The 15,253-nt window shown below is 73.9% G+C and carries 11 protein-coding genes; 6 read left to right on the forward strand and 5 right to left on the reverse strand.

Features of this window, described 5'->3' with window-relative positions:
- The first annotated feature begins 8 nt into the window (after positions 1–8).
- The 3 genes from ACBJ59_RS30560 to ACBJ59_RS30570 are packed head-to-tail and all read left to right on the forward strand — an operon-like array spanning position 9 to position 2,895.
- On the forward strand, positions 9–1,019 hold the full coding sequence (locus ACBJ59_RS30560; protein WP_375113659.1) for an ABC transporter substrate-binding protein: 1,011 nt from the start codon (positions 9–11) through the stop codon (positions 1,017–1,019).
- Entirely contained in the window at positions 1,016–2,110 is a 1,095-nt protein-coding gene (locus ACBJ59_RS30565; protein ID WP_375113660.1) for a FecCD family ABC transporter permease, read from the forward strand. Before ACBJ59_RS30560 ends, ACBJ59_RS30565 begins: the two co-directional genes overlap by 4 nt.
- The gene (locus tag ACBJ59_RS30570) at positions 2,107–2,895 is read left to right on the forward strand and encodes an ABC transporter ATP-binding protein (protein WP_375113661.1); all 789 of its coding nucleotides are present in this window, start codon (positions 2,107–2,109) and stop codon (positions 2,893–2,895) included. Before ACBJ59_RS30565 ends, ACBJ59_RS30570 begins: the two co-directional genes overlap by 4 nt.
- On the opposite strand, the gene ACBJ59_RS30575 is transcribed toward ACBJ59_RS30570, so the two are convergent.
- Entirely contained in the window at positions 2,846–7,267 is a 4,422-nt protein-coding gene (locus ACBJ59_RS30575) for an HAD-IC family P-type ATPase (RefSeq protein WP_375113662.1), read from the reverse strand. The genes ACBJ59_RS30570 and ACBJ59_RS30575 overlap by 50 nt on opposite strands.
- A gap of 337 nt (positions 7,268–7,604) precedes the next feature.
- Between ACBJ59_RS30575 and ACBJ59_RS30580 the strand changes: the two genes are divergently transcribed.
- Complete coding sequence (locus ACBJ59_RS30580; RefSeq protein ID WP_375113663.1) at positions 7,605–9,038, forward strand: glycoside hydrolase family 43 protein; 1,434 nt, start codon at positions 7,605–7,607, stop codon at positions 9,036–9,038.
- Here the strand turns inward: ACBJ59_RS30580 and ACBJ59_RS30585 are convergent.
- From ACBJ59_RS30585 to ACBJ59_RS30595, 3 genes are read right to left on the reverse strand one after another with little or no spacing between them, the layout of a single operon-like run.
- On the reverse strand, positions 9,035–9,964 hold the full coding sequence (locus ACBJ59_RS30585; protein ID WP_375113664.1) for an LLM class F420-dependent oxidoreductase: 930 nt from the start codon (positions 9,962–9,964) through the stop codon (positions 9,035–9,037). The two genes, ACBJ59_RS30580 and ACBJ59_RS30585, sit on opposite strands and share 4 nt — an antisense overlap.
- Positions 9,965–9,977: 13 nt before the next feature.
- A complete protein-coding gene (locus tag ACBJ59_RS30590; protein ID WP_375113665.1) occupies positions 9,978–11,396 on the reverse strand; it encodes an amino acid permease in 1,419 nt (472 codons plus the stop codon).
- A 24-nt stretch (positions 11,397–11,420) separates the two neighbouring features.
- Complete coding sequence (locus tag ACBJ59_RS30595; RefSeq protein WP_375113666.1) at positions 11,421–12,554, reverse strand: aminotransferase class V-fold PLP-dependent enzyme; 1,134 nt, start codon at positions 12,552–12,554, stop codon at positions 11,421–11,423.
- 76 nt (positions 12,555–12,630) lie between these two features.
- Here ACBJ59_RS30595 and ACBJ59_RS30600 point away from each other — a divergent pair, with 76 nt between their 5' ends.
- Positions 12,631–13,167, forward strand: a complete 537-nt coding sequence (locus ACBJ59_RS30600; RefSeq protein WP_375113667.1) for a helix-turn-helix domain-containing protein — start codon at positions 12,631–12,633, stop codon at positions 13,165–13,167.
- A 76-nt stretch (positions 13,168–13,243) separates the two neighbouring features.
- Positions 13,244–13,744 (forward strand): DUF305 domain-containing protein, encoded by a 501-nt coding sequence (locus tag ACBJ59_RS30605; protein ID WP_375113668.1) that lies wholly within the window; start codon positions 13,244–13,246, stop codon positions 13,742–13,744.
- On the opposite strand, the gene ACBJ59_RS30610 is transcribed toward ACBJ59_RS30605, so the two are convergent.
- Positions 13,689–15,248: an SDR family oxidoreductase gene (locus ACBJ59_RS30610; protein ID WP_375113669.1), complete on the reverse strand. Its 1,560-nt coding sequence runs from the start codon at positions 15,246–15,248 to the stop codon at positions 13,689–13,691. The two genes, ACBJ59_RS30605 and ACBJ59_RS30610, sit on opposite strands and share 56 nt — an antisense overlap.
- Positions 15,249–15,253: the final 5 nt, after the last annotated feature.

The following is a 15,253-nucleotide window of genomic DNA, read 5'->3' on the forward strand; positions in this document are numbered from 1 at the left end:
GCCGGCTCATGAGAAAGCTCCTGGCCCTGGTGGCAGCCCTGACCCTGACCGCCTGCGGCCAGACGCCCGCCACCACCCGGGAGACCGGTCCCGATGCGGCGCCGCGGGCGGGTTTCCCGGTCACGATCACCAACTGCGGGCGCACCCTCACCTTCGACCGGCCGCCCGCCAAGGTCGTCACCGGCTACCACCCCTCCCTGGAGACCCTGTTCGCCCTCGGCCTGCATGATCGCGTCGCCGGGCGGACGAACTTCTCCGAGAGCGCGTTCCTGCCCGGCCAGAAGGAGCTGTACGACCGGATCCCGGAGATCTCGCCGACGATCATGCTGCCGCAGAAGGAGGTCATGCTCGCCCAGGGCGCCGACCTCGTCCTGGACAACGCGATGGCCGCCTTCGACGCCGCCGGCGGCTACGCCACCGTGGCGGAGCTGGACGCCGCGGGCTCCCCGGTGTACATCCTGGGCGGCTGGTGCAGCCCTGAGGAGACGCTCGAGTACACCCTCGACGACACCCTCACCGACCTGCGGAACCTCGGCAGGATCTTCGGCGTCTCCGGCCGCGCCGACCGGCTGGCCGCCGACCTGCGCGGCAGGCTGGACGACGTGCGCGAGCGCGTCGCCGGTCGGCCGCCGGTCAAGGTGCTGGCCACCGACGGCGGCAAGGGCCCGGTCAACGCCTACGGCGGCGCCGGCATCACCAACCAGATGATCATCGCCGCCGGCGGGGTGAACGTGCTGGCCGGTGTCAAGGGCGACTACACCGAGGTCAGCGTGGAGCAGGTCAGCGCCGCGCAACCCGACGCCATCCTGGTCAGCGAGTACGCCACGCTGCGGGGCGAGACGATGCCGACCGTGCGGGCCAAGACCGCCGACACCCTCGCCATCGCCAGGAACAGCCCAGCGGCCAAGGAGCGGCGCGTGCTCGCTCTGCCGGTGGCGGCCCAGCATCCCGGCTACCGCAACCTCCTGGCCGTCGAGGACATCGCCCGCTTCCTGCACCCCGGCGCGTTCACCCGATGACCAGCGCGCTTCAGCGGGCCAGGCCGGTGGACACCGGCCGGCCACACCGGCGCGGCGGCCGGTTCGCGCTGCTCGTCGCCCTCCTCGCCGTGGCCGTGGTCGCCTCGACGTGGCTGGCGGTGAGCATCGGCGCGGTGCGGGTCGGGTTGCCGCAGGCCTGGGGCATCGTCGCCGACCGCCTGGTGCCCGGGCTGGTCCCGCGTACCTGGACGCCGGTGCAGGAGCAGATCGTGTGGGAGTTCCGGCTGCCGCGCGCGCTGCTGGCGCTGCTGGTCGGGGCCGGGCTGGCGGTGGTCGGGGCGGTGCTGCAGGCCCTGGTGCGCAACCCGCTGGCGGACCCGTTCCTGCTCGGCATCTCCTCCGGCGCGTCCTTCGGCGCGGTGCTCGTGCTGATCCTGGGGGCCGGGGCGCTGGGCGGGCTGTCGCTGTCGGGGGCCGCCTTCGCCGGCTCGCTCCTCGCTCTGGGGCTGGTGTACGTGCTGGCTCAGCGGGCGGGCCGGATCACCCCGTCGCGGCTGGTGCTGGCCGGGGTGGCGCTGGCCTACCTCTTCCAGGCCCTCTACAGCTTCGTGCTGCAGCAGGCGCAGAGCGGGCGGGCGGCCCAGCAGGTGCTGTTCTGGTTGATGGGCAGCCTCGGCGGGGCCCGCTGGCACATGCTGCCGCTGCCGGCCGCCGTCCTGGCCGTGGGCCTGGTCTACCTGCTGCTGCAGCATCGTCAGCTCAACGCGCTCATGGCCGGCGAGGAGAGCGCTGTCTCCCTCGGCGTGAACGTGCACCGCCTGCGGCTCACGCTCTTCGTCCTCACCTCCCTGCTGGTCGGCGTGCTGGTGGCCACCAGCGGGGCGATCGCGTTCGTCGGGCTGATCGTGCCGCACGCGGCCCGGCTGCTCACCGGGGCCGACCACCGCCGGGTGCTCCCGGTCACGGCGCTGCTCGGCGCGGCGTTCCTGCAGCTCGTGGACGTCGCCGCCCGGGTCGTCAACGCGCCGCAGGAGCTGGCGCTCAGCATCGTCACCGCGCTGTTCGGCGTGCCGTTCTTCCTGTGGCTGCTGCGCCGCCGCTCGGTGGACCGGGCGGTGACCGTCGCATGAGGCTCGACCTGCGCGGCGTCGCCGTGCACCTCGACGGCCGCCCGATCGTCCACGAGGCCGACCTGCTGGTGGACGACGGCGAGTTCGTCGCCCTGGTGGGCCCGAACGGCTGCGGCAAGTCCACCCTCTTGCGGACGATCTACCGGGCGCTGCGTCCCTCGGCGGGGCTCATCCGGGTGGACGGCGACGACGCGCACGGCCTGCCCTGGCGGGAGTCCGCCCGGCGAACCGCCGTGGTGGCCCAGGAAACGCCCGCCGAGCTCGACTTCACGGTCGGGGAGGTCGTGCTCATGGGGCGCACGCCGTACAAACCCGATGCCGTGGCGGACGCGGAGCGGTGCGCGCGGGCCCTGGACCGCGTCGGCCTCGCCGGCGCGGCGGACCGCGTCTACGCCACCCTGTCCGGCGGCGAGAAGCAGCGCGCCCTCGTCGCCCGCGCCCTGGTGCAGGAGACCCGCCTGCTCCTGCTCGACGAGCCCACCTCCCACCTGGACGTCCACCACCAGCTGGAGATCCTGCACCTGGTCCGCGAGCTCGGCACCGAGCTGGGCCTCGCCACCCTGGCCGTCCTGCACGACCTCAACCAGGCCGCCGCGTTCTGCGACCGCCTCTACGTCATGAGCGCCGGCCGCATCCTGGCCGGCGGTCCGCCCGGCCAGGTCCTCACCCCCGAGCTGATCTCCGAGGTGTACGGCGTGCGCGCCGTCCACCGCCCCCAGCTCGTCTTCGAACGGCTCAGTCGGAGCCGGGCCACCAACCTGGCGGATCCAGGGGCCAGCGGCTGAGGGCGGCGCCCAGCACGCTCCCGGCGGTGGCACTGCTGAGGGCGATGCTCCAGCCGATGGGCCCGAGCGGCGTGCAGCCGAAGAAGCCGCTCACGAAGGGCGTCTGGATGACGGCGGTGAGCAGGGCGGCCGAGCCCAGGCCGGCGACCAGGACGTTGCGGTCGAGGCCGCCGGTCAGCAGGGTCTGGCCCAGCTGGCTGCCGACCAGCGCGGCCAGCGCCACGGTCGAGGCGCGGCGGGACCGTCCGGTGAACCGGGCCGCCAGCCACGCGCTGCCCGCTCCCGCCGCGGTGGCCAGCGCCCGGTTGTACATCTCCTGGGTGAGGGCCTCGCCGAGGGACATGTCGGGGCCCTCGCGCAGCAGGTGCGCGACGTCGTGCTCGCTGGGCGGCCGCAGCGCGATCGCCAGCGCGGGGGCGAGATCGGTGAGCAGGTTGACCAGCAGCAGCTGGCGGGCGTTCAGCGGGGACCGCCCGGTCAGGGCCGTGCCCAGGACGGTGAAGGCGATCTCCCCGAGGTTGCCGCCGAGCAGGATGCCCAGGGCGTGCCGGACGGACGACCACATGGCCCGCCCCTCGACCAGCGCCGCGATGATGGTCTCCAGGCGGTCGTCGGAGACGACGAGGTCGGCGGCGGCCTGCGCGGCGGGGGTGCCGCGGCGGCCGAGCGCGATGCCGACGTCGGCCAGCCGGATGGCCGGGGCGTCGTTGGCGCCGTCGCCGGTCATCGCGACCACCTTGCCCAGCCGCTGGTAGGCCTGGATGATGCGGACCTTCTGCGCCGGGCTGCAGCGGGCGATGACGTTCACCTCGGGCAGCCGCTTGTCCAGCGCGGCGTCGTCGAGCTCGTCGATCTCCGCTCCGGTGAGGACGTGGTTGGGGATGGCGCCGGGGTGCACGGTGGCCGCAATCGCGTCGGCCGTGGCGGGGTGGTCTCCGGTGATCATGACGGTGCGCACGCCCGCCTCGTGCAGGCGGGCCGCCGCGGGGGCGGCGCTGGTGCGTACCGGGTCGGCGAGGGCGAGGAAGCCGAGGAAGGTCAGGTCGCGGACGGTGTCCTCGTCGACCCCTTCCTGGGTGGCGGGCATGCGGCGTTCGGCCACGGCGAGCACGCGGTGACCGGCGCCGGCGAGCCGTTCGGCCAGCTCGGTCAGGGCGGTGTGGTCGCCGTCGGTCATCTCGCGTTCCCGCCCGCCGGTCCGGTGCCGGCCGCAGCGCGACAGCACGACCTCGGGGGCGCCCTTGACGCTGAGCAGCACCTGCCCGCCGGCGCGGCCGAGGGTGGCGTGGAAGCCGCGCGAGGGCTCGAACGGCAGGGCGAGGGTCTTCCGCCAGCCGCGGGCGCCGGTGCCCGGCCGGATCCGCGCGCGGCGGGCGCACTCGACGACGGCGCGGTCGGTCTGATGGGCCAGGTCCTCCGGGTGCCGGGCGTCCGGGCTGGCCCGCAGCGCCGCGGCCACCACCGTGCGGCAGGAGTCGTCCAGCGACCGTACGGGGCTGGCACGGGTGCCGTCGTGGACCTCGCGCACCGCGAGCCGGCCCTCGGTGAGAGTGCCGGTCTTGTCGAAGCACAGCACGTCCACCCGGCCGAGGGCCTCGATGGTACGCGGGTTGCGCACCAGCGCGCCGAGATCGGCCAGGCGGCGGGCGGCCGACAGCTGAGCGGCGTTGACCAGGAACGGCAGGCCCTCGGGCACCGACGCGATGGCCAGGTTGACCGCCGCGCTCAGGCTGTCGCGCACCGGCACGCCGTGCAGCAGCCCCGCTCCGGTCACGGCCGCGGCCGAACCCAGTGCCACCGGCAGGCTGTGCCGGGTGAAGCGGCGCAGGTGCTGTTCGACGCCGGTCACCGGGGCGCTCTGGCGGGCGGCGGCCATGCTGCGGCCGACCTCGGTGTCGGCGCCGGTCGCCACGACGACCGCCACGGCCCGGCCGGCTGCCAGCGTCGTGCCCTCGTACAACATCGACCGGCGATCGGCGAGCTCCGCGGCGATGACCGGGGCGACGTCCTTGGCCGCCGACAGCGACTCCCCGGTCAGTGACGACTCGTCGGCCTCCACCCCGTCGGCGCGCAGCAGCCGGCAGTCGGCGGGGACGACGTCGCCGGGGCCGAGCAGCACCACGTCTCCGGGGACGAGCTGCTCGGCGGTGACGACCTGCTCGATGCCGTCGCGGCGGACGGTGGCCCCGACGGCCGAGCGGGCCAGCAGGTCGGCCAGAGCCCGGTTGGTGCGTACGCGTTGCGCGGCCCCGGTCAGCGCGGAGACCCCGGTGATCCCGGCGACCAGGCCGGCGTCCACCAGCGAGCCGACGACCGCGCTCAGCGCCGCCCCGCCGGCCAGGACGGGAGTCAGCGGGTTGGCCAGCTCCTCCATGAACGCCGCGCCCAGGCTGCTGCCCAGCGGCTCCAGACGACCGCCCGCCCGCCACCTCTGCCGCGCCTCCTCGCTGCTCAGCCCCTCTTCGCCGGCGCCCAGGCGGCGCAGCACGGCCTCGGCCGGCATCAGGTGCCACGGGGTACGGGCGACGGCGCGGGCGGGTGTCTGCGTGTGCAGGTGGTGAGCCCGCCAGGCGCCGTCGGCGAAGGCCAGCGCGGCGCCGATGTTGACCGCGCGCAGGCTGCGTACCGACGGCCGCGCGGAACCGCCCTGGAGGGCCGAGGCCGCGCCGATGCCGGTGGCCGCCTGTGACAGCACGATGCCGTCGCGATCCACGGACCGTGCCGCCGCCACGGCCTCCACCAGCAGGACCGCGGTGCCCAGCTCCGATCCGACCAGGACGTGCGCGCCCCACGGCGGCACCTCGCCGTCCCTGTGCACGCCCAGCCCGCAGTCCGCCGCTCCGAGCGCCCGCCGCTCCCCCGAGATCAGCATGACCGCCCCGCCCGCCGCCTGGATCTCGCGCACCGCGGCCGACAGCCCGCGCCGGCGTTCCACCACGACGTCGGCGTGACCGCCGCGCGCGGGCCGCTGCTCGTCGGTGGCCAGCACGATCCGCAGCCGGGCGCGGCGGGCCGCGGCGACGACCCCGTCCAGGCCGGGCGCCGTCTCCTGCTCGGCCGCCAGCACCGCTTCCAGCCTCCCGCCGCGGGCCAGGCCCAGGACCACCTCGGCGCCGGTCCCGGCCAGCCGCTTGCGCTGCCGGGCCCCGGTACGGCCGCGCAGCTCCAGGTCCTCGACCGGGCCCAGGACCCATTCGCCGTCGCGGCGCACGGCCCGCACGTCGCCGTCGGGCGCGAACAACGCGAAGCCGACCTCGGCCACCTCCCCGGCGTCCGCACCGGCCAGCGGGATCAGGTCGGTCAGCTCCCAGCGCCCCGTACGCAGCACGGCATCGTCCAGCACGAGCGTGTCCACCCGGCCGAGCAGCCGCAGCGCCGAACGGTCCATCACCAGCGCTCCGTTGCGCGCCAGCACCCGCCCCAGATGAGAGGCGAAGGCCACCCGTCCCGCCTCGCTCGCCTTGGGCAGCGTGGCGAGCCCCACCGCCGCCGCGCGCCGCCACCCGACCAGCGGCGTGGCCACGGGCATCGCGGCCGCCCCGGCGGCCAGGACGCGCCGCTGGTACCTCTCCACCGGCCCGTCCGGCAGCGCGCACGGGCGTTCGACCACGACCGGGTCGGCCGCCGCGTCGTCGGGTCCGCGGATCAGCCGCGGCTCGGCCTCCTGCCACGCCTGCTGGTCGGCACGGGCCTCGCGCCACTCCCCGATCCGCTGCGCCACGTCCAGCACCACGCCGGAACCGCCCGCCGCCATCGCATGGGCCAGACCGGCGGCCATGGACACCAGCGACTCCGCCCGCTCCTGCCCGTGCAGCCGCTCGGCGGCCAGCTCACGCAGGCGCGGGTGCAGCGAGACGGCCGAGAGCAGGCCCGCCAGCTCGGTCGGCAACGGCGCCCACGGCGCCACCCGCGTGAGCCCGGACAGGACCAGCGCGGCCGAGTCGACCGCCAGGTTCGGCAGCACCTGGGTGCGCGCCGGCCCCTCGGCCGGGTGGTGCAGCTCCTCCTCGGCGACCTCCTCCTCGACGCTGGCCGGAGCCGACTCGGCGTGCGCCACCAGGGCCACCAGCTCGCGACGGAGCGGCGGCGGGTCGCCCACGGCCACCACGACCCGGCACGCCGGGGCGTTCACCCGCGCCCACAACACCCCCGGATGCCGCTCCAGCGCGCGCTCCACCCGGCGGGCCACCCGGGCGCCGCCCGGGCCGTGCACGCCATGCGTCTCGATGTGCAGCCGTCCCGGGCGCTCCCACACGTCCCGAGCCTCGCGGCCCCCGCCCAGCAACCAGCCCGCCACCCCGGTCGCCAGCTCGACGGCGCCCGAGACGGGAGCGGGTGCCCGCAATCCCAGCAACGCCACTACGGTCCCCACACCCTTGTCATGGGCCTCCCCCTGCCCGCGCGGGCCCGTGTCATGCCACCGCGGGCCGCGCGTCGATCCGATCACCCCTTCCGTACGTGACCTGGAACGTGGCGTCGGAGCGGCGGTGCGCGCCGGTGATCGGGTCGCTGCGGAGCCGGAGGCCGGAGTGCCTGTCACACCTGATCTCCGGTGTTGACCGACCTGGTGTGCGCGATCACACTGAGGTGGCGCCGAGGTGAACACCCGCCTTGACCGCGATGACGTGCCGCGTGTTTCCGCGCCGAGATGTTAGCGCTAACAGCCAATGTCGGAAGGCAGTCCGAAGATGTCCAGAGCCTGGTTACGGGTGAGCGCGGTCCTCGCCGCCGCCTGCCTGCTGTTCGCGTCGTTGTCCGTCACCGCCCCGAAGCGGGCGGCCGCCCTCGAACCGTTCACCGGCTACCTGATGGCGCACTTCACCGGGGAGTCGGCGAACGGCGAGCAGATCTACCTCGCCCACAGCGACGACGGGCTGCGCTGGACCGACCTGAACAACGGTCAGCTGGTCCTGCGCTCCACGGTCGGCACGCGCGGCGTCCGCGACCCGGCCCTCGTCCGCTCCCCCGCCGGCGACCGCTACTGGATCGTCGCGACCGACCTGCGCATCGCGAGCGGCACGTCGTGGAGCGACGCCGCCAACCGGGGCAGCACCTCGCTCGTCGTGTGGGAGTCACGCGACCTGGTGAACTGGTCGGCCCCGTGGCTGATCAACGTCGCCGGCGGCATCCCCGGCGCCGGCAACGCCTGGGCGCCCGAGGCCGTCTACAACCCCGCGACCGGCGACTACGTGCTCTACTGGGCGACCAACTCGGCCCGCAACGGCGTCACCAAGCACCGCATCTGGTACGTCCGCACCGGCGACTTCCGCACCTTCACCGCCCCGCAGCTCTACATCGAGCGCGGCGGCACGCAGGGCCTCATCGACACCCAGATCATCGAGGTGCCCACCAGCGTCGGCGGCTACCGCTACTACCGGGCCTCGGCGGACGGACACATCACCATCGAGGCCGCCGACTCGATCCTCGGCTCCTGGACGGCCCTCGGGAACCTGTCGCACATGGGCATCTCCAACGGCACCGGCGGCGGCAACGTCGTGGAGGGGCCGATGTGGGCGCAGTTCAACGGCCGGAACGAGTGGGCACTCTGGCTCGACCAGTTCGCCACCGGGCGCGGCTACATGCCCATCACCTCGACGAACCTGGGCAGCACGCAGAACTTCCGCACCCGTACCGACTACGGGATGGGCGGCAACCGCAAGCGCCACGGCTCCATCCTCAACCTGACCGCCGCCGAGGAGGGCCGGGTGCTCGGCCGCTGGGGCGCCGCCGTGCCGATCAACCGGATCCAGTCGTACAACTTCCAGGACCGCTACGTCCGCCACGCCGACCTCGACGTGCGCATCGACGCGAACGTCAGCCCGGCCCAGGACGCCCAGTTCCGGCTGGTGCCCGGCCTGGCGAACAGCTCCGGCCACGTCTCCTTCGCCTCGGTGAACTTCCCCGGCTACTACCTGCGCCACTACGGCTTCGACTTCGTGCTGGCCCCCGACGACGGCACCGCCACCTTCGCGGCCGACGCGACCTTCCGCCAGGTTCCGGGGCTGGCCACCACGTCATGGGCGTCGTTCCAGTCGTACAACTACCCCGACCGGTACGTCCGCCACTACGACTACCTGCTCAGGCTCGATCCCATCACCGACGCGCAGGGCCGCGCCGACGCCACCTTCCGCGTGACGTCCTAGCCCCTGCGCGGGGCTTCCGGGCGCGGGGCTTCCGGGCGCGGGGCTTCCGGGCGCGGGGCCTCCTTGTGCAGGCCGAGGACCTCGGCGGCGGTCTCCAGGGCGGCGAGGTGCTCCTCCACCGAGCGCAGGCCCGCCCGCATGGTGTTGACGGCGATGTGCGTGGCCCCGGCCTCCCTCCAGCCGCGGGCCAGCCCGTCCAGCTCGTCCTCGCCGCCCCGCCAGTTGACGCGGCCCTCCATGCCGAGCGTGGAGGGGTCGCGTCCGGCCTGCCTGGCGGCCTCCTCGACCATGGCCTTGGCCTCGTCGAGCTCGTGGCCGGGGGCGAACTGCGGGAACCATCCGTCGGCCAGGCGGCCGGCCCGCCGGTAGGCCGCCGGCGACTGCGCGCCGAACCACACGGGGATCGGCCGCTGCACGGGGAGCGGTGCCAGCCCCGCTCCCGTCACCCGGTCGAAGGTGCCCTCGAACGTGACCGACGGCTCGGTCCACAGCCGGCGCATCAGCTCGACCTGCTCCTCCATGCGCCTGCCCCGGGTGGCGAAGTCCTGGCCGAGGGCTTCGTACTCGACCCGGTTCCAGCCCAGCCCCACGCCCAGCCGGAACCGGCCGCCGGTCAGCAGGTCGACCTCCGCCGCCTGCTTGGCCGCCAGGGCGGTCTGCCGCTGGGGCAGGATGATGATGCTGGTGACGAGTTCCAGCGAGGTCACCCCGGCCAGATAGCCGAACATGACCATCGGCTCGTGGAAGGTCGTGCGCACGTCGTAGGGGCCGTCCCAGCCTCGGTGGACCGCCGGGTCGGCGCCGAGGACGTGGTCGAAGGCCATCACGTGCCGGTAACCGAGCTCCTGGACCCCCTGCCCGTAGGCGCGCACGGCGCCCGCGTCGCCGCCGAGCTCGGTCTGGGGGAAGACGACGCCGATCTGCATGGAATGACTCCCGTCAGGCTCCTGCTCTTTCCTGATCATCATCGCCCACCGCCGCCGTTCGTCCGCGCGCGACCCTCTGGCGGGAGATGGCGAAGTACACCACACTGATGATCACGAAGAACGGCACCCCGGCCCACCACGCCGGCCGCAGCGGCTCGATGAACAGCGGCGACACCAGGACGGCGGCGAGGAAGAGCATCACCACCCCGGAGGTGGCGGGCGCGGCCCAGAGCCGGACCGGCGACGGCGGCAGCCCCTGGGCGGCGCGGGTGCGGCGGAAGGCGTGGTGCGTCACCAGGATCAGCAGCCACACCACCAGCGCCCCGAACACAGAGACCCCGAACAGCGCGAGATAGGCCCCGCTCTCGCTGGCCGCCGAGACGATCGCGGCCAGCGCCAGGCCGAGCGCCGAGAGGGCGAGGGCGTTGCGCGGCACGCCGGAGGCGCTGAGGCGGCCGGTCCAGGCGGGGGCGTACCGGTTGGCGGCCAGCGAGTGCATCATCCTGGTGGTCAGGTAGAGGTTGGTGTTGGCGCTGGACAGGGCGGCGGTCAGCACGACGAGGTTCATGACGGTCGCCGCGGCGGGGATGCCGGCGGCCGAGAACACGCGGACGAACGGGCTCTCGGTGACCGAGCCGCCCTGGGCGGTGGTGGTCCACGGCGCCACGGTGAGGACGATCGCGATGGCGAGCACGTAGAACAGCGCCAGGCGGGTGACCATGCGGCGGGCGGCGCGCGGGATGTCGCGCACCGGGTTCTCCGACTCGGCGGCGGTGACCGAGACGGCCTCGGTGCCGATGTAGCTGAACAGCACGAACACCATGGCCAGGAACAGCCCGCTCGTCCCGTTGGGCAGGAAGCCGCCGTGCGCGGTGAGGTTGGAGACGCCGGTGGCGTCCGCGCCGGGCAGGCCGACGGTCACCAGGAGCACGCCGAGCAGGATGAACACGATGATGGCCACCACCTTGATCATCGCGAACCAGTACTCGACCTCCCCGAACAGCTTGACCGCGGCGGCGTTCGTGACCAGCACGACGGCCGAGAAGACGGTGACCGGCAGCCACAGCGGCAGCGACGGCCACCAGAACTGCACGTAGATCCCGGCCGCGATGACCTCGCCACCGATGGCGATGACCTGGATCGTCCAGTACGTCCACCGGACCACGAACCCGGCCCACGGCCCCAGATAGCGGTGGGCGATCACCCCGAACGCGCCCGCCTCCGGATGGACCACCACCATCTCGGCCAGCGCCCAGCCGATCACCAGCGCCACGCCCGCGCAGATGACGTAGGCCACGATGGTGGCCGGGCCGGCCTGGGAGATCGCCAGGCTGGAGCCGAGGAACAGCCCGGTGCCGATCGCGCCGCCGAGCCCGATCATGGTGAGCTGGCGCCCGGTCAGCCGGCGTTGCAGCCCGGATTCGTTGTCCACGGAAGACCTCTTCCCAGGGGGTGGTCAGGTCCTGCGGCAGGCCCTGACGGCTTCGACGGCCGCGTCCACGTCGGACCGGTCGTTGTAGTAGTGGAACGACAGCCGCAGCAGGTCGCCGCGCGGAGCCGTCCAGATGCGGCGCTCGGCCAGCCTGGCGGCCAGCGCGTTCGGGTCGTCGTCGGCGATGGCGACCTGCGGGCCGCGCGCCCCGGCGGGGCTCACCACCCGCTCACCGTCCGCCGTCAGCCGCTCGGCCAGCTCCTCGACCAGGGCGGACACATGCTCCTGTACGGCGTGCGGATCGACCCGCTCGACAAGGTCGAACCCGGCGTTGGCCGCGTAGGCGGACGGGATGGGCGGCGTGCCGGTCTCGAAGCGCCGGGCGTCGCCGGGGAAGTCGAGCAGCCGGGGATCGAAGGCGAACGGCTGCGTACGCCCGAACCAGCCGGTCAGCTCGGGCTCGCGCTGCTGCTCCATGCCGCCCCGGACGTACAGGAACGCGATCCCGGGCAGGCCGAGCAGGTATTTGAGCGACCCGGACGCCAGGTAGTCGCAGCCGAGCCGCTTGACGTCGATCGGGACGACGCCGGCGCCCTGGTAGGCGTCCACGAACACGCGGGCGCCCCGGTCGTGCGCCAGCCGTACGACGTCCTCGACGGGCAGGCGGGCGCCGTTGCGGTAGCTGTGCAGCGGCACGGAGACCAGGTTGACGCTCTCGTCGATGACCTGCTCGTAGCTCTCGGCCGGCACGTTCTCGCCGGTGTCGGCGGCCACCCGCACCTCGGCGCCGCGCTGGCGCTGGGCCAGCCAGACGTGCGCGATCGACGGGAACTCCAGGTCGTTGGTGACGATGCCGGGACGGCGCGACCAGTCGAGCGACGCGGCGGCCTGGAAGGCGGCCTCCGACGCGCACGAGAGCACGGCCACCTCGCCGGCCTCGGCGCCGATGAGCCGGGCGAAGCGTTCCCTGGCCCGGCCGACCTGCCCCATCCAGGTCTCCCAGGGGGCGCCCTCGGCGCGCAGCGAGTGGCCGATCTCCTGGAGCGCGTACGCGAGCCGCGACGACAGTGCGCCCTGGCTGCAGCTCGCCAGGTGCACGGAGTCGGCCAGGGAGGGGAACTCGGCCCGGAACTGGGTGGCGTTCAACATGCACGACATTTCGGGCACACTATCGGGCACCTTTTAACCAGGTCAATAAGAGTTTAACGTCATTAACGCCCGGTAGGATCTCCGGGTGATTGGCGCCAGGATCCGGAAGCTCCGCACCGAACGGGGGTTGACCCTCGCCCAGCTCGCCGCGGCGGCGGGCGTGTCCGGGGGGTTGATCAGCCAGGTCGAGCGCGACCTGGCCGACCCGAGCCTGGAGACGCTCAGGAAGATCGCCAAGGTGCTGGAGCTGCCGCTGTTCAGCCTGTTCCAGGAGCCCGACGCGGCCGCCGTGGCCGTGGTGCGCCAGGACAAGCGCATGCTGGTCCGGTCCCCGACCGGCGGGGTCGCCTACACCCGGGTCTCCCCCGGGCACGGGCGGCTGGAGGTCCTGGAGGGCCGGCTGGAGCCCGGCGGGTCGTCGGCGGCCGAGCCGTGGGCGCATCCGTCCGAGGAGTGCGTGCTCGTCCTGCGGGGGCGGCTGGTCGTGGAGGTGGCCGGGGCCGAGCACCTGCTGGAGGAGGGCGACAGCTGCTACTTCGACTCCTCGCTCCCCCACCGCTACCTCAACCCGGGCGAGGAGCCGGTCGACTTCCTGATCGCGGCGACCCCGCCCAGCTACTGAGCCGGTTTCCCGGCGATCAGCGGCGATCCGGAAAACCGGGCTGAACCGTTCCCGGCCGCTCCGCGTACCTTCGTACATGCGTTGGAGAATGGCCTTGGTCGCGCTGCTGGGCCTGCTGGCGGTGAGCGGCTGCGCCGCGGCGGCGGACACCCAGGCGGCGGGGTACAACCAGGCCGACGTGCGGTTCAACCAGCAGATGATCACGCATCACCGCCGGACCATCCAGCTGGCCGAGCTCGCGGTCGATCGGGGCGGCAGCGCGTACGTGCGGGACCTCGCCAAGGAGATCATCCCGAACGAGCAGGCCGACATCCGGGAGATGTCCGGCTGGCTCACGTCGTGGTCGGAAGCGGTGCCCGCCGAGGAGAAGGCGGAGGAAGGCGCCGAGTTGCGGAAGGGCGCCGGGTTCGACCGGGGCTGGCTGACGATGCTGAAGGGGCACCTGGAGCACGGCGTCCACATGGCGAAGGAGGTCCAGACCGCGGGGAGGCACGCGCCGACGCGCCGGCTCGCCGACCGGATCATTCAGGTGCAGAGCGGCGAGCTGACCGCCATCGCCGAGCGCCTGGCTCTCTAGCCGTGTCGACCATGCCCCCGCCCGCCGGACCGGGCGACCCGGAGGAGCGTTCGGCGCGCCGGGCCGCGGCGGCCACGTTGACCGGCATCCGGCCGAAGATCAGGCGGTGGAAGGGGGAGATCGCCCACCAGTACAGGTGGCCGAGCAGCCCGTGCGGGTGGAAGATCGCCCGCTGGGTGTAGATCGTCCGGTCGCCGGAGCGGGTGACGCCGAGCTCCAGCCAGGCCAGGCCGGGCAGCCGCATCTCGGCCCGCAGCCGCAGCAGCCGGCCGGGAAGGACCTCCTCCACCCGCCAGAAGTCGATCGAGTCGCCCACCCGCAGCCGGGCCGGGTCGCGGCGGCCGCGCCGCAGCCCCACGCCGCCGACGAGCAGGTCGGCCAGGCCGCGCAGTTGCCAGGCGACCGGCAGGGAGTACCAGCCGTTGCGGCCGCCGATGCCCTCGATGACCTGCCACAGCGCCTGCGGGCTCGCGGGCACGGCCAGGCTGCGATCGTCGACGAAGAGGCTGCCGCCCGCCCAGTCGGGGTCGGTGGGCAGCGGATCGCTCGGCGCGCCCGGGGTGGACGCCGAGGACCAGCGGGTGGCGACGTCGGCCTCCTTGATCTTCATGAGGGCCAGCGACACCGCCCGGCGGAAGCCGATCAGGCCGCTCTCGGGGTCGGGCACGTGGCGGGCGATATCGTGCTCGCCGCAGACGGCTTCGTTGCGCAGGGACTCCACCAGCGGGCGCGCGATGCCCGACGGCACCGGCGTGACCAGCCCCACCCACAAGCTGGACAGCCGGGGGCTGAGCAACGGGACGGGGATGATCAGCCGGGGCGGCAGCCCGGCCACGGCGGCATAACCTCGCATCATGTCCGCATATGTCAGGACGTCGGGGCCGCCGATGTCGAACCCCCGGTTGACCGTACCCGGCGCATCCGCCCACGCGACCAGATAGCGCAGCACGTCGCGGACCGCGATCGGCTGGGTCCGGCTGCGTACCCAGCGCGGCGTCGTCATCACCGGCAGCCGCTCGGTCAGGTGGCGCAGCATCTCGAACGAGGCCGACCCCGACCCGATGATCACCGCGGCGCGCAGCACCACCGCCGGCACGGCGCCCCGCAGGAAGATCTCCCCCACCTCGGCCCGTGACCGCAGGTGCGGCGAGAGCCCCTCTCCATGGGTGAGGCCCCCCAGGTAGACGATCCGCCGCACGCCCGCCGTGGCCGCCGCCGCCGCGAACGTACGCGCCGCCAGGCGGTCCCGCTCGGCGAACCGGCCGGTCGCGCCCATCGTGTGGATCAGGTAGTACGCGACCTCCACCCCGTCCAGGGCCCGGCGCGTACGCTCGGGGTCGGTGGCGTCGGCCTCGGCGATCTCCGTCCGCGGCGCCCACGGCAGATCCCGCAGCCGCCCGGCCGAGCGCACCATGCACCGCACGTCGTGACCGGCCGCCAGCAGCTCGGGCACCAGCCGCCCGCCGATGTAACCGGTAGCCCCGGTGACCAGGCACAATGCCATGAGGT

It is taken from the genome of Nonomuraea sp. MTCD27 (assembly GCF_041950495.1).
GTDB lineage: Bacteria > Actinomycetota > Actinomycetes > Streptosporangiales > Streptosporangiaceae > Nonomuraea.

Bases quoted from the DNA above. Each gene is read 5' to 3' on its own strand.
- ACBJ59_RS30610 (WP_375113669.1), bottom strand. From the start codon at position 15,248: ATGGCATTGTGCCTGGTCACCGGGGCTACCGGTTACATCGGCGGGCGG.
- ACBJ59_RS30595 (WP_375113666.1), bottom strand. From the start codon at position 12,554: ATGTCGTGCATGTTGAACGCCACCCAGTTCCGGGCCGAGTTCCCCTCC.
- ACBJ59_RS30585 (WP_375113664.1), bottom strand. From the start codon at position 9,964: ATGCAGATCGGCGTCGTCTTCCCCCAGACCGAGCTCGGCGGCGACGCG.
- ACBJ59_RS30560 (WP_375113659.1), top strand. From the start codon at position 9: ATGAGAAAGCTCCTGGCCCTGGTGGCAGCCCTGACCCTGACCGCCTGC.
- ACBJ59_RS30570 (WP_375113661.1), top strand. From the start codon at position 2,107: ATGAGGCTCGACCTGCGCGGCGTCGCCGTGCACCTCGACGGCCGCCCG.
- ACBJ59_RS30605 (WP_375113668.1), top strand. From the start codon at position 13,244: ATGCGTTGGAGAATGGCCTTGGTCGCGCTGCTGGGCCTGCTGGCGGTG.
- ACBJ59_RS30565 (WP_375113660.1), top strand. From the start codon at position 1,016: ATGACCAGCGCGCTTCAGCGGGCCAGGCCGGTGGACACCGGCCGGCCA.